Origin of the sequence: Citrobacter sp. C13 (genome assembly GCF_014596815.2) — a bacterium.
Classification (GTDB): Bacteria; Pseudomonadota; Gammaproteobacteria; order Enterobacterales; family Enterobacteriaceae; genus Citrobacter; species Citrobacter portucalensis.
Map to the genome: position 1 here is coordinate 1,470,573 of NZ_CP115024.1, position 22,440 is coordinate 1,493,012.

Here is a 22,440-nt window from a genome sequence, read left to right on the forward strand (position 1 = left end):
CGGTCTTATCAATACGACGTTGTCTTACGCTTACAGCACCAGTGCGGCGATAGATGCAGACAGTACGCTCACCAGCGTAGAGCCGTACACCAGCTTCAGACCGAAGCGGGAAACCACGTTACCTTGCTCTTCGTTCAGACCTTTAATCGCACCGGCGATAATACCGATGGAAGAGAAGTTAGCGAAGGAGACCAGGAACACGGACAGGATACCTTCTGCACGCGGAGAGAGCGTGGCGGCAATTTTCTGCAGATCCATCATCGCAACGAATTCGTTGGAAACCAGTTTGGTTGCCATGATACTGCCCACCTGCAGCGCTTCGCTGGACGGCACACCCATTACCCATGCAACAGGGTAGAAGATGTAGCCCAGGATGCCCTGGAAGGAGATGCTGTAGCCAAACCAGCCGGTCACGGTGGCGAACAGGGCGTTCAGGGCCGCGATCAGCGCGATGAAGCCAATCAGCATAGCTGCAACGATAATTGCCACTTTGAAACCTGCCAGGATGTATTCACCCAGCATTTCGAAGAAGCTCTGGCCTTCGTGCAGGTTAGACATCTGGATGTTTTCTTCGCTGGCATCAACGGTGTACGGGTTGATCAGCGACAGCACGATAAAGGTGCTGAACATATTCAGAACCAGCGCCGCAACCACGTACTTCGGCTCCAGCATGGTCATGTACGCGCCGACGATAGACATGGAAACGGTCGACATCGCCGTTGCAGCCATGGTGTACATACGGTTGCGAGACATTTTGCCGAGAATATCTTTATAGGCGATAAAGTTCTCGGACTGACCCAGGATCAGGGAGCTGACGGCGTTGAAGGATTCCAGCTTGCCCATACCGTTCACTTTGGATAACAGGAAACCAATCGCGCGGATGATAACCGGCAGAACGCGGATATGCTGCAAAATACCGATAAGAGCGGAAATGAAGACGATTGGGCACAGCACTTTCAGGAAGAAAAATGCCAGGCCTTTGTCGTTCATGCTGCCGAAGACAAAGTTTGTCCCTTCATTAGCGAATCCGAGGAGTTTTTCAAACATCTCGGAGAAGCCTCTCACGAAGCCCAGACCGACATCAGAGTTCAGGAAGAACCATGCCAGTAACACTTCAATAACAAGCAATTGAATAACATAACGAATGCGGATTTTTTTACGGTCACTGCTTACCAGCAGTGCGAGTACCGCAACCACGGCAAGGGCCAGGACGAAATGAAGAACGCGGTCCATATTTGCTCCAAATATGAGGCAGGTTTAGTTTTCGTGCACATTCTATGTAACAACCATAAAGAAAACGAGATCAAACACACACTATAATAAGGACCTGTGACGAGATTCAAAATTAGTGATCGGTGATACACTTCTGTTATGTTTAGTATGGAAGTGAAAAGTTATGTCATTGTGCTAATCTCATAACAATAATTAAACATCTCACCGGTATTTCCAGAATCCTTATCGATCCATAGACAAACGCTATCAGAGAAATCAACTTCACCCATTAAAATGAATTTGATAATCATTCTCAATAGGCGTAGCTTGAAACATAGCAAAGGCTATGTTTCTGAGGCACTAAAATGACTAACGATCGCGTTGAGAGTAGCAGTGGACGGGCAGCGCGCAAGTTGAAGCTCGCATTAATGGGACCTGCGTTCATCGCGGCGATCGGCTACATCGATCCGGGCAACTTCGCCACCAACATCCAGGCAGGGGCCAGCTTTGGCTATAAACTGTTGTGGGTGGTGGTCTGGGCAAATCTGATGGCGATGCTGATTCAGGTGCTGTCGGCAAAGCTGGGTATTGCCACGGGTAAAAACCTGGCGGAGCAAATTCGCGATCACTATCCTCGTCCGGTGGTGTGGTTCTACTGGGTGCAGGCCGAAATTATCGCCATGGCGACAGACCTTGCTGAATTCATTGGTGCCGCGATTGGTTTCAAATTGATCCTCGGCGTGTCGTTATTGCAGGGGGCCGTGCTCACCGGTATCGCGACTTTTTTGATTCTGATGTTACAGCGCCGTGGGCAAAAACCGCTGGAAAAAGTGATTGGCGGCTTGCTGCTGTTTGTGGCTGCGGCTTACATTGTGGAACTGATCTTTTCCCAGCCGAACTTCGCGCAACTTAGCAAGGGAATGGTTATCCCGAGCCTGCCTAATTCCGAAGCGGTGTTCCTGGCGGCTGGCGTGCTCGGCGCGACTATCATGCCACACGTCATTTATCTGCACTCTTCCTTAACTCAGCATCTGCACGGCGGAACACGTCAACAGCGCTATGCGGCCACGAAATGGGATGTGGCAATCGCCATGACGATTGCTGGATTTGTCAATCTGGCGATGATGGCGACGGCTGCCGCTGCATTTCACTTTAGCGGGCATACCGGTATTGCCGATCTCGATCAAGCATATCTGACACTTGAACCGCTGTTGAGTCACGCTGCGGCGACGGTATTCGGTTTAAGCCTGGTGGCTGCGGGACTTTCTTCTACCGTGGTCGGTACGTTGGCCGGGCAGGTGGTGATGCAAGGGTTTATCCGCTTTCACATTCCGCTATGGGTACGCCGTACCGTCACCATGATGCCATCATTTATTGTGATTTTGATGGGACTGGATCCGACGCGTATTCTGGTGATGAGCCAGGTGTTGCTCAGTTTTGGTATTGCACTGGCGCTGGTGCCGCTGTTGATCTTCACCAGCAACAGTGAGCTGATGGGCGATTTGGTGAATACCCGATGGGTGAAACAGGTAGGCTGGGTGATTGTTGTGCTGGTGGTGGCGCTCAATATCTGGCTGTTGGTAGGAACCGCACTCGGTTTGTAAAAACAAAAGGGCCTGTTGGCCCTTTTGTTACATTAATGATGATGTTTGTGGCCACGCCCGCGACCGCGATGGTCGTCACGATCGTTCCAGCCTTCACGATAACCGCGCTCATAAGCTTTGCGTTTGTCCCAGCCACGATGGTAGCCGTTGTCATGACGCCACCAGCGATTTTTTCGCCACTCATAGTTATGGTGCCAGTAATCCCGGTCGCGCCAGCGGCCGCCATCCCAGTAGTTACCGTAGTTATCGCGATCGCCAATTTGTAATTTTATTGATGGCAGCAGGGTGATTTCGCCAGCGTTCGCGGCCAGCGGTGTAAAAGCCAATAAGACTGCCGCCAGAATCAGTGACCTGAACATGTTTTCTCTCCTTCACGATCGAGCCGTAGCCGGCCTGTTAACGTAATATTACGGGGCAGTAAAGCCCCGTTTCATCGCCTTAACTCTTAAATCGCAAGTGAGAGCACTTTTTGTTAATAAATGTGTCTTTATTTCAATCAACTCAGGATAGCATCAATCTCCGCGCTCTCTTCAGACGTAAAGTGACGGTTTGCTAGCATGCCGACAGCGTCTTCAATCTGCGCCGTTTTACTCGCGCCAATCAGCACTGACGTGACTTTGTCATCCCGTAACACCCATGCCAGCGCCATCTGGGAAAGCTTTTGCCCGCGTCGTTCTGCCAGCACATTCAGCGCCCGCACTTTTTCCAGTTTTTGTGGAGTGATCTGGTCCGGATTCAGAAAGCGACTGGTGCTTGCCGCACGAGAATCCGCAGGAATGCCGTTCAGATAGCGGTCGGTTAACTGTCCGCCAGCCAGCGGTGAGAAGGCGATACTGCCGACACCTTTTTCCTGTAATAGCGACAGCAAGCCACCTTCGACCCAACGTTCAAACATGGAATATTTGGGCTGGTGAATAAGGCATGGCGTGCCTAAATCGTCGAGTATTTCAATCGCCTGCCTGGCAAGATCCGCGGGATAGTTAGACAGTCCGACGTACAGCGCTTTGCCCTGACGGACGATGTGATCCAGCGCGCGCATGGTTTCTTTGAGCGGCGTTTCAGGGTCGGGGCGATGGTGGTAGAAGATATCGACATACTCCAGCCCCAGACGCTTCAGGCTTTGATCGAGACTGGCAATCAGATATTTGCGTGAACCCCAGTCACCGTAGGGACCTTCCCACATGGTGTAGCCCGCTTTAGTGGAGATAATAAGCTCATCTCGCCACGGTAAAAAATCTTCCTGCAGGATCCGACCAAAATTCCGTTCTGCCGAACCTGGCGGTGGACCATAGTTATTTGCCAGATCAAAATGGTTAATCCCCAGATCGAATGCGCGCTGTAACAATGCGCGACTGTTCTCGACCTGCGTGGTATCGCCAAAATTGTGCCACAAACCCAGTGAGACAATCGGGAGCTTAAGGCCGCTTTGACCGCAGCGGCGGTACTCCATTGTCTGATAACGATTTTCATCTGCGTGATAAACCATGTCACCCCCCTTCCACAATGCGTGTGTCTTCCAGTGTATACGGTTACACCGCCGATTCTTCAATGAATTTTAACCACCAAAACTGTAAATCCTGCTTTCCACCCCTTCACAGCGACTTTCCTGGACAGTCATCACAGTTCTTCGATACTCAACATGAGGTTACCGTCAGAAGGATAGCTGTCATGCAAACCCCGTATTCCGTTGCTGATTATCTGCTGGACAGGCTGGCAGGCTGTGGCGTCGGCCATCTCTTTGGTGTGCCGGGCGATTATAATTTGCAGTTTCTTGACCACGTGATTGAACATCCCAACGTATGTTGGGTCGGGTGTGCGAATGAATTGAATGCGGCTTATGCGGCAGATGGCTATGCCCGGGTATCCGGGGTAGGGGCGCTGCTCACCACGTATGGTGTGGGGGAGTTAAGCGCGATTAACGGTATCGCGGGAAGCTATGCGGAATATGTTCCTGTTTTACATATTGTTGGCGCACCCTGTCACGGCGCTCAGCGTCGCGGGGAGTTGATGCATCACACCCTTGGCGACGGTGACTTTCAGCATTTTTATCGCATGCAGCAGGCAGTAACGACGGCCAGCGCGATACTGGATGAACAAAATGCCTGCTATGAAATTGACCGTGTGTTGCGAATGATGCTCAGCGAGCACAGGCCGGGCTATCTGATGCTGCCTGCTGATGTGGCTAAACAGCCTGCTACGCCACCGAATGATATTATGATTGTTCCTCTGAGCGAGCCGGAAAGTAGCGTGGCGGAAGCATTTCGCTTCCATGCCCGCGAGCGACTGCTGGATAGCCCGCGCGTAGCGCTGCTGGCGGATTTTCTCGCGCTGCGCTTTGGTCTGCAGCCGGTCTTGCAGCGCTGGATGGCGGAAACGCCGATGGCCCATGCTACGTTATTGATGGGCAAAGGACTGTTCGATGAGCGTCATCCGGCGTTTGTTGGCACATACAGCGCTGGAGCCAGCAGCGATTATGTACGTCAGGCGATAGAAGATGCCGATACGATAATGTGTGTCGGCACACAATTTGTCGACACCCTGACAGCTGGGTTTACACAACAGCTACCGCAGGATCGCACCATTGACGTTCAGCCCCATGCGTCACGAATTGGATCCCACTGGTTTAACATCCCGATGGAGCAGGCGGTCACCACATTACGTGAGCTGTGCCTGGAAATGTCGTTTTCTCTGCCGCCAGAACGTCCGCCAACTAGGCGTGTTCAGGTTGAAAAGGGCCCACTGACGCAGGAAAACTTCTGGCACACGGTGCAGCAGTTTCTGAAGCCTGATGACATTATCCTCGTCGATCAGGGAACCGCCGCCTTTGGCGCGGCTGCGCTCTCATTACCTTGCGGGGCGGAAGTGCTGGTTCAACCGTTGTGGGGATCTATCGGCTACGCGCTCCCGGCGGCATTCGGTGCGCAAACGGCCTGTCCGGACCGTCGGGTGATCCTGATTATTGGTGATGGCGCGGCGCAGCTCACCATTCAGGAGCTGGGCTCCATGCTCAGAGACGGACAATCGCCGGTTATTTTACTCCTCAACAATGACGGTTATACCGTTGAGCGGGCCATACACGGGGCAAATCAGCGCTATAACGACATTGCCGCCTGGAGCTGGACGTTGATGCCGCAGGCGTTTAGTCGTGAATGTCAGGCCGAATGCTGGCGGGTGAAGCAGGCGGTACAGCTGGAAGAAGTGCTGGCCCGGCTGTCCCAACCGCAACGACTGTCGTTAATTGAGGTGGTGCTACCGAAAGCCGATCTTCCTGAATTATTGCGCACGGTGACCCGTGCGCTGGAATCTCGCAACGGCGGATAGCTATTTATCGGGGTGCTCAGCGACCATCATCGGTTTACCCGCCAGCAGCAGCCAGGCGGGCAGCATGACGATGCACAGCAGCGGCAGCAGGGTGGAATCTGGCACCACCACTGCTGCCATAAACAGGCTCAGCCAGGCGTCGCGGGTGACGACCAGCACCAGCCCGAGAATAGAGCAAGAAACCGTGATGGCAGCCGGCACCGCTTCAACATGGGCGTGCAGCATCAGGCCAAGCGCGACGCCAACGAATACTGCCGGGAAGATTCGTCCGCCGCGAAATCCACTCGCCGCTGCAACCACTAATGCCGCCAGCTTAATGACGGCGAGCATGAAATAATCTGATGTCCCCAGCGTTTGGCTAAACGCCATTTGCTGCATTTCATCCAGTCCCTTGAACAAGGTAAGCGGCCCACCAATAACGCCCAAAATGCCGAGTATGAAACCGCCAACTCCAAGGATCAGGACCGGGTGTTTTAGTCGATGCATTAAATGGTGCAAACGCGGCAGGCACCAGACGGCTACCATCCCGGCGGCAATGGCGATGGCGGCAACAACCGCGCCGCTGAGAATATCGACCAGGTGCATTTGCGTATAGTGCGCGATGGGCAGTGAAAAATGGGGGTGAAAAAACAGGCTGGTGGTTAGCGAACCCGCGGCGGCGGCCATTAACGGCGCAAACAGGCGATCCCACAAGGGCACATCGTTTGAGCTATTCAGCGTTTGCGAAAATATCAGCGCGGCGGCAACGGGAGTGCCAAATAGTGCGCCGATGGTGCCGGCAGAGGCGAGAATGGTCCAGTCCAGTTTCGCAATGCGGGGAAACATGCGGCTACCCAGTGCCACTGCCAGAGCGATATTGACGGTCATGATGGGGTGTTCCGGACCCAGACTGACGCCACCCGCGAGGCCAAGGATTAGCGCTGCCAGCAGGCCCGGTATTGCTGACGTTGGCACCGGCATACCAATTAATGGTTCACAGGCCGGATCCGGGCCTGCGTGGCCATGACTGTAGCGGATAACTAACCCGACCATGATCCCCGTGAGCGTCAGCATACCGATAATCCAGACCGGAGAGTCCTGGGCTATACCGATGCTAACAGGCAGACGTTCCCACAAAAACTGCTGTAAAACGGAAGCCACTTTCATCACAACGATCAACACCAGGCTGGACGCTATGCCAATGATTAGCGCTGGAGTTGATAGCAAGAGCATCGTTCTGGCTCGCGGATGGAGCATTTTCTATTCCTTAAAACAGAGTCATAGACATAGTTTGCACAGCCTGCGCAACCGCATCGCTGCAAATGGTGCTGAAACGATAAAGTAATTGTGTGATCTGGATCGATTTTCTATGGGCATCAGCCTTCAGGCCGTTGTTGTTATGCCCCCATGAATTTACAGTGTGGCAAAGATTTATTCTGACTTTAGCGGAGCAGTGGAAGAATGACAAAATATGCTTTAGTAGGGGATGTTGGCGGCACCAACGCGCGTCTTGCTCTGTGCGATATTGCCAGCGGCGAGATTTCGCAGGCAAAAACCTATTCCGGGTTGGATTATCCAAGTCTGGAGGCGGTGGTGCGCGTGTACCTGGATGAGCATAGCGTTAGCGTTGAAGATGGCTGCATTGCCATTGCCTGTCCGATAACCGGCGACTGGGTGGCAATGACCAACCATACCTGGGCGTTCTCTATTGCTGAGATGAAAAAAAACCTGGGCTTCAGCCATCTGGAAATCATCAATGATTTCACCGCTGTGTCGATGGCGATCCCGATGCTGAAAAAAGAGCATTTAATCCAGTTTGGCGGTGCGGAACCCGTTGAAGGCAAACCGATTGCTGTCTATGGCGCAGGAACCGGGCTTGGCGTGGCGCATCTGGTGCACGTGGATAAACGCTGGGTAAGTCTCCCTGGTGAAGGTGGCCATGTGGATTTTGCGCCTAACAGCGAGGAAGAGGGAATTATCCTTGAGGTTCTGCGCGCGGAAATAGGTCATGTTTCCGCTGAGCGCGTGCTGTCTGGTCCGGGGCTGGTGAATCTGTATCGCGCCATCGTCAAATCTGACGGACGCCTGCCGGAAAATCTGCAGCCGAAGGACATCACCGCACGGGCGCTGGAAGATTCCTGCATCGACTGTCGTCGTGCGCTGTCGCTGTTCTGCGTCATCATGGGACGTTTTGGTGGCGACCTGGCGTTAACGCTGGGCACGTTTGGTGGCGTGTACATCGCCGGGGGTATCGTGCCGCGCTTCCTCGACTTTTTTAAAGCGTCGGGCTTCCGTGGTGGTTTTGAAGATAAAGGCCGTTTTAAAGCCTATGTGCAGGATATTCCGGTGTATCTGATCGTGCACGATAATCCTGGACTACTTGGCGCTGGTGCGCATTTACGTCAGACGTTAGGCCATATTCTTTAATTCATCAATCAGAAACCTGCAAAACCGCGTAAATTACGCGGTTTTTTTATGCCTACCGCCTACCTTTCCGACCTTCGTCACATTTCCGAATGACGGGATTAATTGTCCAGTAAAAGCATTATTTGTCTGATAACGGTTGTTACTTTCCTCGGACCATAATTTCACTCGTTAACTATTACGAGGAAATGATTATGAGCAAAAAACTGATTGCCGTCTGCGCGTGTCCAATGGGCCTGGCCCATACCTTTATGGCGGCTCAGGCGCTGGAAGAAGCGGCGGTTGAAGCGGGTTATGAAGTGAAAATTGAAACTCAGGGCGCGGACGGAATTCAAAATCGTCTGACGGCGCAGGATATCGCTGAGGCGACGTTAATCATCCACTCTGTTGCTGTTACTCCAGAAGATAACGAGCGTTTTGAGTCGCGTGACGTCTATGAAATTACGTTACAGGACGCGATAAAAAATGCGGCCGGCATCATTAAAGAGATCGAAGAGATGGTTGCCGCTGAACAACAATAATCATCGACAGGGAATTACGTATGGCCATTAAAAAACGCAGTGCAACCGTTGTGCCTGGCGCATCTGGTGCGGCAGCGGCAATAAAAAATCCACCGGCCTCCCGCAATAGCTTCTGGGGCGAACTTCCGCAACATGTGATGTCGGGTATTTCACGCATGGTGCCGACGTTAATTATGGGCGGGGTCATTCTCGCCTTCTCGCAACTGATCGCCTATAGCTGGCTCGATATTCCTGCTGACACAGGCATCATGGATGCGCTGAACAGCGGAAAATTTACTGGTTTTAATCTCTCATTGCTGAAGTTTGCCTGGCTGTCGCAATCTTTTGGCGGCGTGCTGTTTGGCTTTGCTATCCCGATGTTTGCCGCGTTTGTCGCTAACTCTATCGGCGGCAAGTTGGCATTTCCGGCGGGGTTCATCGGCGGGCTAATGTCTACTCAGCCCACGCAGATGCTGAATTTTGACCCCGCGACGCTGCAATGGGCAACCAGTGCTCCCGTACCGTCAACCTTTATTGGCGCGCTGATTATCTCGATTGTCGCCGGGTATCTGGTGAAGTGGATGAACCAAAAAATCCAGCTGCCTGATTTCCTGCTGGCGTTCAAAACCACTTTTTTACTGCCCATTCTTTCCGCGATATTCGTCATGCTGGCGATGTACTACGTGATCACACCGTTTGGCGGCTGGATCAACGGCGGGATCCGTACTCTGCTGACGGCGGCTGGCGAGAAAGGCACGCTGATGTATGCGATGGGTATTTCCGCGGCAACGGCGATTGACCTTGGTGGCCCAATAAATAAAGCAGCAGGTTTTGTCGCCTTCAGCTTTACCACCGATCATGTTCTACCGGTAACCGCGCGTTCTATTGCGATTGTCATTCCTCCGATTGGTCTTGGGCTGGCCACGCTTATTGATCGTCGCTTAACCGGCAAACGTCTGTTCAGCGCACAGCTCTACCCGCAGGGAAAAACGGCGATGTTCCTCGCGTTTATGGGCATCAGTGAAGGGGCGATCCCATTTGCGCTGGAAAGTCCCATCACGGCAATTCCTTCCTACATGGTTGGTGCCATTGTTGGATCGACGGCTGCCGTCTGGTTGGGGGCGGTGCAGTGGTTCCCGGAATCGGCTATCTGGGCGTGGCCGCTGGTAACTAACCTCGGCGTCTATATGGCGGGGATCCTGTTAGGCGCGGTGATTACGGCGCTGATGGTGGTGTTCCTGCGCAACATGATGTATCGCAAAGGCAAATTGCTGATTGAAAGTCTCTGATTAAAAGGATTGTGACCATGAGCTTACTTGCCTCGCTGCGCGACTGGTTAACAGCGCAACATCTTGATGCGATGCTGCTGTCATCGCGGCAGAACAAACAGCCACATATGGGGATCTCCAGCAGTTCAGGGTTTGTGTTTATCAGCCACGAAAGTGCGCACATCCTGGTCGATGCCCGTTACTACACCGATGTCGCCACGTGTACTCAGGGCTATCAGATCCATCTACTCGATGGAACACAGACGCTGTATTCGCAGGTTAATCACATCATTGCGAACGAAAAGCTGCAGACGGTGGGATTCGAAGGTGAGCAGGTAAGCTGGGAAACGGCAAACGCGTGGTCGGGCAAACTGTGCGCCCGATTAGTGAGCGCCGTGCCGGACGTACTCCGGCAGGTGAAAACGGCGCAGGAGATAGCTTGCATCCGCGAAGCCTGCCGGATCGCCGACCTTAGTGCTGAACATATACGCCGCTTTATTCAACCTGGTCTCAGTGAGCGCGAAATTGCCGCTGAACTGGAGTGGTTTATGCGCACGCTCGGCGCAGATAAAGCCTCTTTTGACACCATTGTCGCCAGCGGCTGGCGCGGTGCTCTGCCACACGGCAAAGCCAGCGATAAACGTGTTGAGGCGGGTGAGTTCATTACGCTGGATTTTGGCGCACAGTATCAGGGCTATTGTTCGGATATGACGCGAACCTTTCGCATCCCCGACGCCAACCTGCCAGCGGAAGAAAGCGCGCTGTTTGCCGTGTATCAGATTGTCCTGGCGGCGCAGCGTGCCGCGGTGGCGGCAATTCGACCAGGCGCGCGTTGCAATGAGGTGGATGCCGCAGCCAGGCGGGTTATTACGCAGGCGGGCTATGGCGACGCGTTTGGCCACAATACCGGACACGCTATTGGCATTGAGGTGCATGAAAACCCACGTTTTTCCCCTAATGACACAACGACTCTGGCGGCTGGCATGCTACTCACCGTTGAGCCGGGTATTTATCTGCCGGGGCAGGGAGGAGTACGTATTGAGGATGTGGTGCTGGTTACGCCAGATGGCGGAGAGGTGCTCTACACCATGGCGAAAACATTGTTACACACGGGAGAGGCGTAATGGACTTATCGCTACTGAAAGCGCTGAGCGAGGCGGATGCGATCGCTTCTTCAGAACAAGAAGTGCGTCAGATCCTGCTTGAAGAGGCGGATCGTTTGCATAAAGAGGTGCGCTTTGATGGCCTGGGGTCGGTGCTGATCCGTCTGAATGAATCAACCGGTCCGAAGGTGATGATCTGCGCGCATATGGATGAAGTGGGATTTATTGTACGTAGCATTTCCAGCGAAGGAGCTATCGATGTATTGCCGGTGGGAAATGTGCGTATGGCGGCCAGACAATTGCAGCCGGTGCGGATTACCACCCGTGAAGAGAGCAAAATTCCCGGTCTGCTTGATGGAGAGCGCAGCGGTAATGAGGTCAGTGCCCTGCGGGTAGACATTGGCGCGCGATCTTACGACGAGGTACTTCAGGCCGGTATACGCCCTGGCGATCGCGTCACCTTTGATACAACTTTTCAGGTTTTGCCGCATCAGCAAGTTATGGGCAAAGCCTTTGATGACCGACTTGGATGTTATTTGCTGGTGGCGCTACTGCGCGAATGGCATGACTCAACTCCCCCTTGTGAGGTCTGGCTGGTGGCCAGTTCCAGTGAAGAAGTAGGACTGCGCGGAGGACAAACAGCAGCACGTGCAGTCGCACCGGATGTGGCAATCGTGCTGGATACCGCCTGTTGGGCCAAAAACTTTGATTATGGTGCGGCCAACCATCGGCAGACTGGTAAAGGCCCAATGCTGGTGTTAAGCGATAAATCGCTGATTGCACCACCAAAGCTGACGGCGTGGGTTGAAAGCGTGGCCGCCGATGTGGGGATTTCCTTGCAGCTCGACATGTTCAGTAACGGCGGCACCGACGGTGGAGCTGTGCACGTAAGCGGCACGGGGATCCCAACGTTTGTCATGGGGCCCGCCACACGGCATGGGCACTGCGCGGCATCGATTGCAGACTGTCGTGACATCATTCAGACCCAGCAGTTGTTGTCGGCTCTTATTTCACATCTTACGTGCGAAACCGTGGCTCATCTGACGGATTTCAGGTGCTGATTTCGCGCTAATCAGGAGTTGTTATGCTAACGATTCAATTTCTTTGCCCGTTACCCAATGGTCTGCATGCACGTCCGGCGTGGGAGCTGAAAGAGCAGTGCAGCCAGTGGCAAAGTGAGGTGATATTTATTAACCATCGCCAGAATGCGAGGGCGGATGCGAAAAGCTCGTTGGCGCTGATTGGCACCGGGACGCTGTTTAACGACAGCTGTAGCTTAACCATCACCGGTCACGATGAAGAACAGGCTCGGCGAGTGCTGGAGGAGTATCTCCAGCACCGGTTTATTGACAGCGATAGCGTTCAACCGACTCCGGAGGAACTGGCGGCGCATCCGTTGCCGCGTTCGCTGATTCGCCTCAATCCAGACCTTCTTTATGGCACCATGCTGGCAGGGGGCGTGGGGGCAGGTACGCTCACGCTTTGGCAGAGCGATAATCTGGAAAGCTATCGCGCCATTGCAGCGAGTGCGGAAGACAACACCCGGCTGGAACACAGTCTGGCGACGCTTGCCGAACAGCTCAATCAACAGCTGCGCGAGCGTGACGGCGAGAGTAAAACCATCCTCAGCGCGCATCTGTCTCTGATTCAGGACGACGAGTTTGCCGGGAATATTCGCCGCTTAATGCTGGAGCAGCATCTGGGGCTAGGGGCCGCAATCGTCGCCAATATGGAACAGGTGTGCGATAAGCTGTCGGCCTCCGGTAGCGATTATCTGCGCGAGCGTGTCAGCGACATCCGTGATATCAGCGAACAGCTGCTGCACATCACCTGGCCTGAAAGACGTCCGCGCAATGCGCTGGTGCTGAATAAGCCGACGATTCTGGTCGCTGAGGATTTGACGCCCAGCCAGTTTTTAAGCCTCGATTTGCAGCATCTGTCTGGCATGATCCTGGAGAAAACAGGGCGTACCTCGCATACCCTGATTCTCGCTCGCGCATCCGCTATTCCGGTGCTTAGCGGCTTGCCGCTGGAGGCTATTAGCCGCTATGCAGGGCAGCCTGCGGTACTGGATGCCCGTTGTGGAGTACTGGCCATCAATCCGGACGATGCGGTTCGCGGCTATTACGCGATTGCGCAGAAGCTGGCCGATGAATGCCAGCGGCGGCAGGCGCTTGATGCCGCCCAGCCCGCGTTGACCAAAGATAATCAGCGTATTGATGTTGCGGCGAATATCGGCACCGCGCTCGAAGCGCCGGGTGCATTTGCCAATGGTGCGGAAGGGATTGGGCTGTTTCGTACTGAAATGCTGTTTATGGACCGCGACAGTGCTCCTGACGAGCAGGAACAGTTTGAAGCCTACCAGCAGGTTTTATTGGCCGCAGGCGACAAGCCGGTTATCTTTCGCACCATGGATATCGGTGGTGATAAGAATATCCGCTATCTCAATATTCCGCAGGAAGATAATCCGTTTCTCGGCTACCGTGCGGTGCGTATTTATCCGGAGTTTGCCGGACTGTTTCGTACCCAACTGCGTGCCATCCTACGCGCGGCGACCTTCGGTAACGCACAGCTGATGATCCCGATGGTGCACAGCCTTGACCAGATTTTGTGGGTAAAAAGCGAACTGCAAAAAGCGCTGGTGGCGCTGAAAGCAGACGGTTTACGTCATGCCCCGACAATCTCATTGGGGATTATGGTTGAAGTCCCTTCGGTGTGTTACATCATCGACCATTTCTGCGATGAGGTGGATTTCTTCAGTATTGGTTCAAATGACATGACCCAGTACTTGTACGCCGTCGATCGCAATAATCCACGCGTTTCGCCGCTGTACAACCCGATTACGCCGTCGTTCCTGCGTATGTTGCAGCAGATTGTTCACGTGGCGCACGAACGTGGTAAATGGGTGGGTATTTGCGGAGAACTGGGCGGCGAAGGACGCTATTTACCGTTGCTGCTGGGTTTAGGACTCGATGAGCTGAGTATGAGCAGTCCACGCATTCCGGCGGTAAAAAGTCAGCTTCGTCAACTGAACAGCCAGGCATGCCGCGAACTCGCTATGCAGGCCTGCGAGTGCCGTAGCGCTCAGGAGATTGAAGATCTGCTGAATCAGTTTGCACCGCAAAAAGATGTGCGTCCGCTGCTGGCGCTGGAGAATATCTTTGTTGGTGAATCTCTGAGCAACAAAGAGCAGGTGATCCAGTTTCTGTGCGGCAATCTTGGGGTAAACGGACGCACTGAACATCCGTTTGAGCTGGAAGAGGATGTCTGGCAGCGCGAAGAGATAGTTACCACCGCCGTCGGTTTTGGGGTGGCAATCCCTCACACGAAATCCCAGTGGATCCGCCATTCCAGTATCAGCATTGCCCGGCTTGCTCAGCCCGTTGACTGGCAGTCTGAGATGGGCGAGGTGGAACTGGTGATCATGCTGACGCTGGGTGCCGATGAAGGCATTAACCACGTGAAGGTCTTCTCGCAGCTGGCGCGTAAGCTGGTGAACAAGCAGTTCCGCCAGTCGTTGTTTGCCGCTGAAGATGCCGAGAGCATTCTGGCGCTGCTGGAGGCGGAACTGACATTTTAAGCTTCACTGAAAGAACGCTATCCAGCCTGTGGCGTTGTGGTTGCAGGCTGGGTAAACGCTACCGGAAAGTGAAATCATCAATGCGGCGTGTTGTGCCCCGGCAGTTTCCCGGCTCTTAACAGTTTCATCTCTTGCTTGCAGAGCAGAACCACCGCCTGACGACCTTTAACTCGGCGGGAGGTGAGGGCTCTTTTCACGGTCTGACGATCCGCACCTGATTCCAGCATTTGAAAACACATCACGGAGAGTGCACGTCTGTTTTTCATCGCATATTCACTTTATCGAGTAAGCCAGTAGGATTTGGCTAAAGGCCGCTATTTTACAACGAGGCAAACGGATATGACTAACAGCGTTGGTGTTGTCTCATTTAACGCGCCGACTGAAAGCGTGCGCCGTACTCTCCGGGCGTCAGGCCAAACTGACGTCGGAACAGGCGGCAGAAATAATCACTGTCCTGATATCCACACCGTTGTGCGACTTCGCTAATCGACAGATGGTATTTCTGTAAGATGATGCGTGCCTTCGCCATTCTGACCCACCGCAGATACTCGACGAACCCCATGGTACCGTGCTGGGCAAACACTTTTGACAGGTGATTGGGGGTGATATTAAAAAAAAGCGCCACGCTTTCCCGGGTCAGCGGTTGAGCATAGTTATCCTGTACCCAATTACACATACTGTGATAGAGAAATTCAGCGCGCGGACGCTCTGCGTCAGGGCGGGTATTGACCACACTACGACACAGATGCAGCAGGCTAAGCACCAGCGGCTGAATAATATCCTGGGCCTGAGGAGAGCGGCTTAAATGGGTTAATGCAGTGAGCATCGCCTCGCCTTCGCCACGTTGCGGATGCGGTAGCTCAATACGGCGAACTGGACGTAACAGCGATGCGGTTCGGTTATCGTAAAAAGAGAGTCCCAGCCATGCCGGGGAAAACACCAGGCTTAGTAGCATCACGGGTTTATCGCTGCCGGGCAGATTCGCCGCTTTCGCCGGGATAAACAGCATGTCGCCTTCCGCCAGACTATGCTGCTGTTTTTCCAGCCGGTTGCTGTATTCCCCACGTAGCACGATATCGAGGCGCGGGAGGTCAATACATAAACTACCGGTCGGTAGAGTGGTTCGCTGGGTTGCGAACCACACGCGCCCCAGGCGCTGCGGGTTTAACACCAGGCCGCTGAACAGATCGGCGAAAAACTGTTGGTCTGCGGGTAGGCCTGGCTCTTTCATCGTTCTTTCTCTGCGCTATAAATGCATTAACTGTCTGAACTCTTTCACTTTACTCCGACTAACCGGGATTTCAAATTCCAGATCCTTTAAACGCAGAATATAAGTGTTGTTAAACCAGGGCTCGATCTCGCGGATTTTATTCAGATTTACGCAGAACGAGCGGTGGCAGCGGAAGAAATGCGAAGCCGGTAGTTTGCTGCAAAATTCGCTGATGTTCATCGGCATGACGTATGATTCTCGTCGCGTATAGACGAACGTCATCTTTTCATGCGCTTCAGCGTAGTAGATGTCGTTGATTGGGGTCACGATGATCCGCTCATCTTTGATCAGGTTGATCGTATCGTTTTCGCGGGCTACCGGACTTACAGGGGACGTTCCCGTTTGCTGTTGCTGCCAGGCGGCTTCCAGCTTTTGCAGCATGCTGACAATGCGTGATTCCTGGTACGGCTTCAGAATGTAGTCAAAAGCTTCCAGTTCGAAGGCTTCGACGGCGTGCTCTTTCCACGCGGTAATAAACACAATAAAAGGTTTATGCGCGAACTGGCTGATATTTTGTGCCAGCAATACGCCGTCCAGCGAGGGAATATTGATATCCAGAAAAATGGCGTCAACGCGGTTGTGCTGGAGGTATTTCAGCACGTCCAGACCATCGTCAAACGTGCCGACAATCTCCATCTGGCTATGCTCTTTTATCAGCCAGCTCAGTTCCTGTTGGGCCAGGAATTCATCTTCAACAATGATGACTTTCACGACTTCACTCCTGGTTAAAGCAATAATGTGGCCGGTGCGGCAGCGGGCGAGTGCTGATTAGGCACATAAAAGGCAATCTCAGTGCCTGGCTCCAGACGGCGGATATGTAATCCCTCACCGTAGAGCAGCTTAACGCGATGGTGCACATTCAACAGACCAATTTTATTACCCGGCATTTCATTGGATTCGACCCGTTCAATCACTTTTGGATCGATACCATGACCCGTATCCCGTACGGCAATCCGTACCCGGTTACCGCACTCCGCAACGCTGATAGTGACCACGCCTTTTCCTTTGCAGGGCTGGATCCCATGGACGATAGCGTTCTCTACCAACGGCTGAATCAACAAGCTGGGGATAAAACAGCTTACTTCTTCGTCGATATCATAAATAACGGTCAGCTTGTCGCCAAAGCGGGCCTGTTCGATGGTGATGTAATCCTTGATTTGATACAGCTCTTTCTTGATGTCGATCTGCTCATCGTCTTTTAATTCAATATTATAGCGAAGATAGCGCGACAAATTAAAAATGAGCTGACGTGCGGTGTCCGGGTTAAGCCGCACCGACGATGAAATCGCGTTCAGAGCGTTAAACAGAAAATGGGGATTTATTTTGCTTTGCAGCGCGCGTAGCTCTGCCTTATTTGCCATTTCTCGTAGTTGCTCTGCGCGGGAGACTTCAAGCTGAGTGGAGATGATCTGCGACAGACCGATCGCCATTTCCTGTAACGAGGAGGTTATCTGATGGGCGTGGCAATAGTAGATCTTCAGCGTGCCGGTCACGACGCCTTTCTCCCAAAGCGGGATCACCAGCATGGAGTGAATTTCCGGGGTGCGATGCGCTTCATCATTGTTTTTTATGATAATTTTACCGTGATTTATGGCTTCCTGCGTGGTGGGGCTGACGAAGTCATCGTTATCGCGGTAGTTGATCTCTCCAACGCCAACATAGGCCAGAACGTGCTGAGTATTGGTGATGGCAACCGCGTCAGCGTGGATATCGTGGCGAATAATTTCGCACACCTGACGTAACGACTCGCTGTTGACCTGACGAAAGAGCGGTAGCGTTTTGTTGGCGATATCCAGCGCCAGCTTGGCCTGTTTTGCAGCGCTGGCTTCTTTCTCACCTTCAACGCTTTGTACCAGCATCACGATAAAGCCAATACAGACGCTGCCGAGGATCATCGGGATACCGATTTTTGAGACAATATCCAGCCCCAGGTCGGTGGTGGGCGCCCAGGCGACAACGAGGATCATGGTCAGTGATTCGCACAGCATTCCGCCTAAAATACCCGCGCGCCAGTGCTGCGCTTTGGGGATCTTACGGTTGATCCACCCGGCAATGCAGCCAGCCAGAATGCTGGTAATAAAGCAGGGCAGGGCAGTTACGCCGCCAATATCGATCAGGTAACGGTGGGTGCCTGCGATCAGCCCCGTAATAATGCCAACCCATGGACCGAACAGGATCCCTCCTGACATGACCGCGATAATACGCACATTGACCAGAGAACCTTCTACCGGTACGCCTGACCAGGTACTGAACAGGGCAAACATGGAGAAAATCGCGGTAACGGCGAGCAGCTCTTTTGGGGAGTGGGCTGACTTGTGCAACAGTTCGCGAAACAGGCGGATACGAATCAGGAAAAACAGACAGAACAGCATCAGTGCTGCCCGGTCAAATACCGCCAGCAGCATATTGAATATTTCGTGCACGGGTGACTCTTGCGCAAGGGTTAAACCACTATGATAGGTAACCTGAGGCAGGATGACCAGCACCCCCGCAGTTCAGAGCTAATGGGGAAAAACCATAATATTAAAAGGGGATTGTTGCATGATTGTTGTATTTACAATACCTGTCCTGTGAGTGCTGCGTTCAAGGTAATGTATTTAACAACAAAATGTTAAATGATGGTAATTTTAAGCGAGTTGTGAAAATGAATATTTCCTCATTTTACTCAGCTGTTCCTCTTTTTCGTCAGGAAAAAATATTTTTTTTTGCCTATCGACAGAAGGAAATTATTCAGGCTATTTTCTAAACGTGCCACCATCGTGGCAGCGTCGCTCGGACGGTCCGGGCGCTAACGTTAATCTGAGGATATTATGGCTGACTCCCGCCCTGAACGTCGCTTTACGCGTATTGATCGCCTTCCCCCGTACGTTTTTAACATCACCGCTGAACTGAAGATGGCTGCGCGTCGGCGCGGCGAAGATATTATCGATTTCAGTATGGGGAACCCGGATGGGGCCACGCCTCCTCACATTGTTGAAAAACTGTGTACCGTGGCGCAGCGCCCGGATACTCACGGTTATTCCACCTCACGCGGCATTCCGCGTTTGCGTCGGGCGATTTCCAGCTGGTACCAGGAACGCTATGATGTTGAGATCGATCCTGAATCCGAAGCCATTGTGACCATCGGTTCCAAAGAGGGACTTGCGCACCTGATGCTGGCTACGCTCGATCACGGTGATACGGTCCTCGTGCCCAACCCAAGTTATCCCATCCATATCTATGGCGCGGTGATTGCCGGCGCGCAGGTGCGTTCAGTGCCGCTGGTTGAGGGTGTCGACTTCTTTAATGAGCTGGAACGCGCAATACGCGAAAGTTACCCGAAGCCGAAGATGATGATCTTAGGTTTCCCATCCAACCCGACCGCGCAGTGCGTCGAGCTGGAATTCTTTGAGAAAGTGGTGGCCCTGGCTAAACGCTATGACGTGCTGGTGGTTCACGACCTGGCCTACGCTGATATTGTTTATGACGGCTGGAAGGCACCATCGATTATGCAGGTACCCGGCGCTCGCGACGTCGCTGTTGAATTTTTCACCCTGTCGAAAAGCTACAACATGGCGGGATGGCGTATCGGGTTTATGGTGGGCAACAAAACGCTGGTGAACGCGCTGGCGCGAATCAAGAGCTATCACGATTACGGGACCTTTACGCCACTGCAGGTTGCGGCAATTGCCGCGCTGGAAGGCGATCAGCAATGTGTGCGGGATATCGCTGAGCAATATAAACGTCGTCGTGATGTGCTGGTCAAAGGACTGCATGAAGCAGGCTGGATGGTCGAGATGCCAAAGGCCTCAATGTACGTTTGGGCGAAAATTCCAGAGCAATACGCCGGGATGGGGTCACTTGAGTTTGCCAAGAAGCTGCTGAACGAAGCGAAGGTATGCGTTTCGCCAGGGATTGGGTTTGGTGATTATGGTGATACGCATGTGCGATTTGCGTTGATTGAAAACCGTGACCGTACCCGCCAGGCTATTCGCGGCATCAAGGCGATGTTTCGCGCAGATGGCCTGTTACCGACCAGTGCAAAATCGACTTCTGAAAGTACCGACTGACGAATATTCCCCCAAAATGCAAACAGGAGCCTGATGGCTCCTGTTTTTTGCTGCGTCTTTTAATTTAGATCATCAGGGCGAAAGTACCGGCCCAAACGATGACCATAAAAGAAATGCCCATAAAGAAATATTTCACTTTTCATCTCTCCGCGTACCTGGGGTACGTCTAAATGAACATATGCTTACCTGACAGAGAGCTGATGCACACGCGAACGAAAGGGAGAATACCCCTCATTTGCTTGGCTGCATCACCTCAGAATTCTGAGCTTTAATGCTCCAGACGGCGCTAATGTACGCCTAAAAATGAGACGAGACAAGAGGCATTTTTCTATTTGATTTTAATAACTTACAACTGTCGTGATTCGGCGACAGTTTAATTTCTGCCGGTAATAAATTGCTATTGAGCGACGTAATGTTTACTCGGAGAATTCTTATATCGCCATTATGTTAATGCGGTTAATTTTTCGCGGAATGAGATAATGAAAAGGTTAAAAATGACCAGATTAATGATGTTAGCACTCGTTTTTACGCCATTGACGTCGATGGCGGCCTCACCGTTGGCGTTTAATTTCAGCTGTGCAAGTATTGGTGGGGTGAATAGTGATGGTAAAGGCAATGTTTGGATTGATGGCTCGAAGGCGACGGTGAAGGCCTTCAATGAAAATTACTGGGAGGCTAAAAGCGGGAACAATACGGTTTCTATTTCTCGTAAAGATGACGGAAATCCGGACGTTTCCTGGAGTGGGCCGAATCGAAAGCACGGGGTATGCCTGCCTGAAGATAATATTGACTTTTCTGGGGCCAAAAAATCGACCAGCACGGGACCCTCTTTTTCATGCGCTGCGGTTGCAAAAGGCAGTATCGAAGAGATTATCTGCCAGAGTCCTTCGCTCTCAGAAATGGATTTAGCGTTAAACGGAGCCTACAAGCAGGCGCTGGTTAAATCGAGCAATAACCCGACGCTGAAAGCAGAACAACGCGGCTGGGTGAAAGGGCGTAACGAGTGTTGGAAGGAACAGGATAAATCAGCCTGCATCGCCCGCAACTACAGCGAGCGAATGGCTGAACTGCACAGCAAATGGGGCGTTAAGTAATTCAGCCGCAGAAAAAAAGAAAGGCCTTACGGCCTTTCTTTTTAGATATACAACGAAGCTTCACCCATCGGGCGAGTTTTAAAGCGGCGGTGGATCCAGAGATACTGCTCGGGTGCACGCATGATCTCTTTTTCGATAATTTTGTTCATATACGCCGCAGCCTGGCTTTCATCTGCCGGGTAACCTTCCATTTCCGGGGTGATGAACAGGCGGTAACCGGTGTTATCTGCTTTTCTCACCATGGTTACGGTCAGCATTGCTGCGCCCGATAATCGTGACAGTACGTAGGTACCGTTGGTGGTCGCCACGTCTTTGACTGCGAAGAAGGGGGCGAATGAACTCCCTTTACGACCATAGTCCTGATCGGGGGCAAACCATACGGCCTCGCCTTTTTTCAGGGCACCGACAATACCACGCAGATTATTTCTGCCGATCATCGCCTTGTTGGAGCGCATACGACCGCGGGTTTGGATCCACTCCATCAACTTATTGTTGTGCGGGCGATAGGTTGCCATCATCGGCTGACAAAGTCCCATTACGCGTCCACCCAACTCGAGCGACATAAAGTGTACACCTACAACCATCACGCCACGATTTTGCATCTGAGCGCGCTTCAGGTTGTCCAGTCCTTCTACGTCAAACCATTTACGCACCCGACGGTCCGGCCAGAACCAGGCCATACCTGTTTCAAGCAGCCCCATGCCGAGCGAACGGAAATTCTCATCGACCAGTTTGTCTCTTTCTTCCTGCGACAGATTTGGGAAACAGAGTTCGAGATTTTTACGTGCAATAGATTCACGGCGTTTTAAAAATGGACGAGCCAGCGTTCCTGTACGGGTACCAAGAAAACACAATACGGGATAGGGAAGCTGTACCAGTAACCAGAGCACACCAACACCAAACCATGTGAGCCAGTAGCGCGGATGCAAAAACGCGCGTGAAAATTTACTTTGGGGGAACATAAGCACCTGTTGTTGATACGAAATAGATGTATCGCGAAGATTCTTTGCCTGTCGCTTTACACTCTGCACTGATC

Annotated in this window: 20 protein-coding genes; 10 read left to right on the top strand and 10 right to left on the bottom strand. The window is 52.6% G+C overall.

The genetic code is table 11. The features are described from left to right. Positions 1–30: 30 nt before the first annotated feature. The gene (gene nupC / locus IB222_RS06930) at positions 31–1,233 is read right to left on the bottom strand and encodes a nucleoside permease NupC (RefSeq protein ID WP_003834893.1); all 1,203 of its coding nucleotides are present in this window, start codon (positions 1,231–1,233) and stop codon (positions 31–33) included. Positions 1,234–1,577: 344 nt separating this feature from the next. Here nupC and IB222_RS06935 point away from each other — a divergent pair, with 344 nt between their 5' ends. Then, on the top strand, positions 1,578–2,816 hold the full coding sequence (locus tag IB222_RS06935) for an Nramp family divalent metal transporter (RefSeq protein ID WP_126317608.1): 1,239 nt from the start codon (positions 1,578–1,580) through the stop codon (positions 2,814–2,816). A gap of 32 nt (positions 2,817–2,848) precedes the next feature. On the opposite strand, the gene ypeC is transcribed toward IB222_RS06935, so the two are convergent. Together ypeC and mgrA are read right to left on the bottom strand one after the other, a co-directional pair. Continuing rightward, positions 2,849–3,175 carry a DUF2502 domain-containing protein YpeC gene (gene ypeC, locus IB222_RS06940; RefSeq protein ID WP_003834889.1) on the bottom strand — a complete coding sequence of 109 codons (327 nt, stop codon included), beginning with the start codon at positions 3,173–3,175 and terminating at the stop codon, positions 2,849–2,851. Between the two features lie 137 nt (positions 3,176–3,312). Next, positions 3,313–4,302 carry an L-glyceraldehyde 3-phosphate reductase gene (mgrA, locus tag IB222_RS06945; RefSeq protein WP_126317609.1) on the bottom strand — a complete coding sequence of 330 codons (990 nt, stop codon included), beginning with the start codon at positions 4,300–4,302 and terminating at the stop codon, positions 3,313–3,315. A gap of 182 nt (positions 4,303–4,484) precedes the next feature. Here mgrA and IB222_RS06950 point away from each other — a divergent pair, with 182 nt between their 5' ends. Next, on the top strand, positions 4,485–6,137 hold the full coding sequence (locus tag IB222_RS06950; protein WP_149385255.1) for a thiamine pyrophosphate-binding protein: 1,653 nt from the start codon (positions 4,485–4,487) through the stop codon (positions 6,135–6,137). Here the strand turns inward: IB222_RS06950 and IB222_RS06955 are convergent, their stop codons facing one another. Continuing rightward, positions 6,138–7,373 (bottom strand): ion channel protein, encoded by a 1,236-nt coding sequence (locus IB222_RS06955; RefSeq protein ID WP_149385256.1) that lies wholly within the window; start codon positions 7,371–7,373, stop codon positions 6,138–6,140. Positions 7,374–7,577: 204 nt separating this feature from the next. Here IB222_RS06955 and glk point away from each other — a divergent pair, with 204 nt between their 5' ends. From glk to ptsP, 6 genes are all read left to right on the top strand, one after another. Then, entirely contained in the window at positions 7,578–8,543 is a 966-nt protein-coding gene (gene glk, locus IB222_RS06960) for a glucokinase (protein ID WP_003028256.1), read from the top strand. Between the two features lie 191 nt (positions 8,544–8,734). Continuing rightward, a complete protein-coding gene (locus IB222_RS06965) occupies positions 8,735–9,061 on the top strand; it encodes a fructose PTS transporter subunit IIB (RefSeq protein ID WP_003028254.1) in 327 nt (108 codons plus the stop codon). Between the two features lie 20 nt (positions 9,062–9,081). After that, entirely contained in the window at positions 9,082–10,329 is a 1,248-nt protein-coding gene (locus IB222_RS06970) for a PTS fructose transporter subunit IIC (protein WP_079939122.1), read from the top strand. Positions 10,330–10,346: 17 nt separating this feature from the next. Continuing rightward, positions 10,347–11,432, top strand: a complete 1,086-nt coding sequence (gene ypdF, locus IB222_RS06975) for an aminopeptidase (protein ID WP_149385257.1) — start codon at positions 10,347–10,349, stop codon at positions 11,430–11,432. After that, positions 11,432–12,472, top strand: a complete 1,041-nt coding sequence (gene ypdE, locus IB222_RS06980; protein WP_149385258.1) for an aminopeptidase — start codon at positions 11,432–11,434, stop codon at positions 12,470–12,472. Before ypdF ends, ypdE begins: the two co-directional genes overlap by 1 nt. A gap of 23 nt (positions 12,473–12,495) precedes the next feature. Continuing rightward, positions 12,496–14,991, top strand: coding sequence for a phosphoenolpyruvate--protein phosphotransferase (ptsP, locus tag IB222_RS06985; RefSeq protein WP_149385259.1), 2,496 nt, complete (start codon positions 12,496–12,498; stop codon positions 14,989–14,991). A 77-nt stretch (positions 14,992–15,068) separates the two neighbouring features. Here ptsP and IB222_RS06990 read toward each other — a convergent pair whose 3' ends face one another. The 4 genes from IB222_RS06990 to IB222_RS07005 form a co-directional block, all read right to left on the bottom strand. Then, positions 15,069–15,257, bottom strand: a complete 189-nt coding sequence (locus IB222_RS06990; RefSeq protein ID WP_148361687.1) for a hypothetical protein — start codon at positions 15,255–15,257, stop codon at positions 15,069–15,071. 101 nt (positions 15,258–15,358) lie between these two features. Beyond that, on the bottom strand, positions 15,359–16,222 hold the full coding sequence (locus IB222_RS06995; RefSeq protein ID WP_149385260.1) for an AraC family transcriptional regulator: 864 nt from the start codon (positions 16,220–16,222) through the stop codon (positions 15,359–15,361). A 15-nt stretch (positions 16,223–16,237) separates the two neighbouring features. Further along, entirely contained in the window at positions 16,238–16,972 is a 735-nt protein-coding gene (locus tag IB222_RS07000; RefSeq protein WP_003834866.1) for a LytTR family DNA-binding domain-containing protein, read from the bottom strand. 14 nt (positions 16,973–16,986) lie between these two features. Then, on the bottom strand, positions 16,987–18,684 hold the full coding sequence (locus IB222_RS07005) for a sensor histidine kinase (RefSeq protein WP_126317618.1): 1,698 nt from the start codon (positions 18,682–18,684) through the stop codon (positions 16,987–16,989). 387 nt (positions 18,685–19,071) lie between these two features. Between IB222_RS07005 and alaC the strand changes: the two genes are divergently transcribed. Next, on the top strand, positions 19,072–20,310 hold the full coding sequence (alaC, locus tag IB222_RS07010) for an alanine transaminase (RefSeq protein ID WP_149385261.1): 1,239 nt from the start codon (positions 19,072–19,074) through the stop codon (positions 20,308–20,310). A gap of 64 nt (positions 20,311–20,374) precedes the next feature. Here alaC and ypdK read toward each other — a convergent pair whose 3' ends face one another. Next, complete coding sequence (gene ypdK / locus IB222_RS07015) at positions 20,375–20,446, bottom strand: membrane protein YpdK (RefSeq protein WP_010723117.1); 72 nt, start codon at positions 20,444–20,446, stop codon at positions 20,375–20,377. Between the two features lie 343 nt (positions 20,447–20,789). Between ypdK and IB222_RS07020 the strand changes: the two genes are divergently transcribed. Further along, positions 20,790–21,404 carry a lysozyme inhibitor LprI family protein gene (locus IB222_RS07020; RefSeq protein ID WP_063942030.1) on the top strand — a complete coding sequence of 205 codons (615 nt, stop codon included), beginning with the start codon at positions 20,790–20,792 and terminating at the stop codon, positions 21,402–21,404. Positions 21,405–21,445: 41 nt separating this feature from the next. On the opposite strand, the gene lpxP is transcribed toward IB222_RS07020, so the two are convergent. Next, positions 21,446–22,366 carry a kdo(2)-lipid IV(A) palmitoleoyltransferase gene (gene lpxP / locus IB222_RS07025; protein ID WP_149385262.1) on the bottom strand — a complete coding sequence of 307 codons (921 nt, stop codon included), beginning with the start codon at positions 22,364–22,366 and terminating at the stop codon, positions 21,446–21,448. Between the last annotated feature and the right edge of the window lie 74 nt (positions 22,367–22,440).

Excerpts from the sequence above, each read along its gene's own strand:
- nupC (WP_003834893.1), bottom strand. The coding sequence starts at position 1,233 with ATGGACCGCGTTCTTCATTTCGTCCTGGCCCTTGCCGTGGTTGCGGTA.
- IB222_RS06935 (WP_126317608.1), top strand. The coding sequence starts at position 1,578 with ATGACTAACGATCGCGTTGAGAGTAGCAGTGGACGGGCAGCGCGCAAG.
- ypeC (WP_003834889.1), bottom strand. The coding sequence starts at position 3,175 with ATGTTCAGGTCACTGATTCTGGCGGCAGTCTTATTGGCTTTTACACCG.
- mgrA (WP_126317609.1), bottom strand. The coding sequence starts at position 4,302 with ATGGTTTATCACGCAGATGAAAATCGTTATCAGACAATGGAGTACCGC.
- IB222_RS06950 (WP_149385255.1), top strand. The coding sequence starts at position 4,485 with ATGCAAACCCCGTATTCCGTTGCTGATTATCTGCTGGACAGGCTGGCA.
- IB222_RS06955 (WP_149385256.1), bottom strand. The coding sequence starts at position 7,373 with ATGCTCCATCCGCGAGCCAGAACGATGCTCTTGCTATCAACTCCAGCG.
- glk (WP_003028256.1), top strand. The coding sequence starts at position 7,578 with ATGACAAAATATGCTTTAGTAGGGGATGTTGGCGGCACCAACGCGCGT.
- IB222_RS06965 (WP_003028254.1), top strand. The coding sequence starts at position 8,735 with ATGAGCAAAAAACTGATTGCCGTCTGCGCGTGTCCAATGGGCCTGGCC.
- IB222_RS06970 (WP_079939122.1), top strand. The coding sequence starts at position 9,082 with ATGGCCATTAAAAAACGCAGTGCAACCGTTGTGCCTGGCGCATCTGGT.
- ypdF (WP_149385257.1), top strand. The coding sequence starts at position 10,347 with ATGAGCTTACTTGCCTCGCTGCGCGACTGGTTAACAGCGCAACATCTT.
- ypdE (WP_149385258.1), top strand. The coding sequence starts at position 11,432 with ATGGACTTATCGCTACTGAAAGCGCTGAGCGAGGCGGATGCGATCGCT.
- ptsP (WP_149385259.1), top strand. The coding sequence starts at position 12,496 with ATGCTAACGATTCAATTTCTTTGCCCGTTACCCAATGGTCTGCATGCA.
- IB222_RS06990 (WP_148361687.1), bottom strand. The coding sequence starts at position 15,257 with ATGAAAAACAGACGTGCACTCTCCGTGATGTGTTTTCAAATGCTGGAA.
- IB222_RS06995 (WP_149385260.1), bottom strand. The coding sequence starts at position 16,222 with ATGAAAGAGCCAGGCCTACCCGCAGACCAACAGTTTTTCGCCGATCTG.
- alaC (WP_149385261.1), top strand. The coding sequence starts at position 19,072 with ATGGCTGACTCCCGCCCTGAACGTCGCTTTACGCGTATTGATCGCCTT.
- IB222_RS07020 (WP_063942030.1), top strand. The coding sequence starts at position 20,790 with ATGAAAAGGTTAAAAATGACCAGATTAATGATGTTAGCACTCGTTTTT.
- lpxP (WP_149385262.1), bottom strand. The coding sequence starts at position 22,366 with ATGTTCCCCCAAAGTAAATTTTCACGCGCGTTTTTGCATCCGCGCTAC.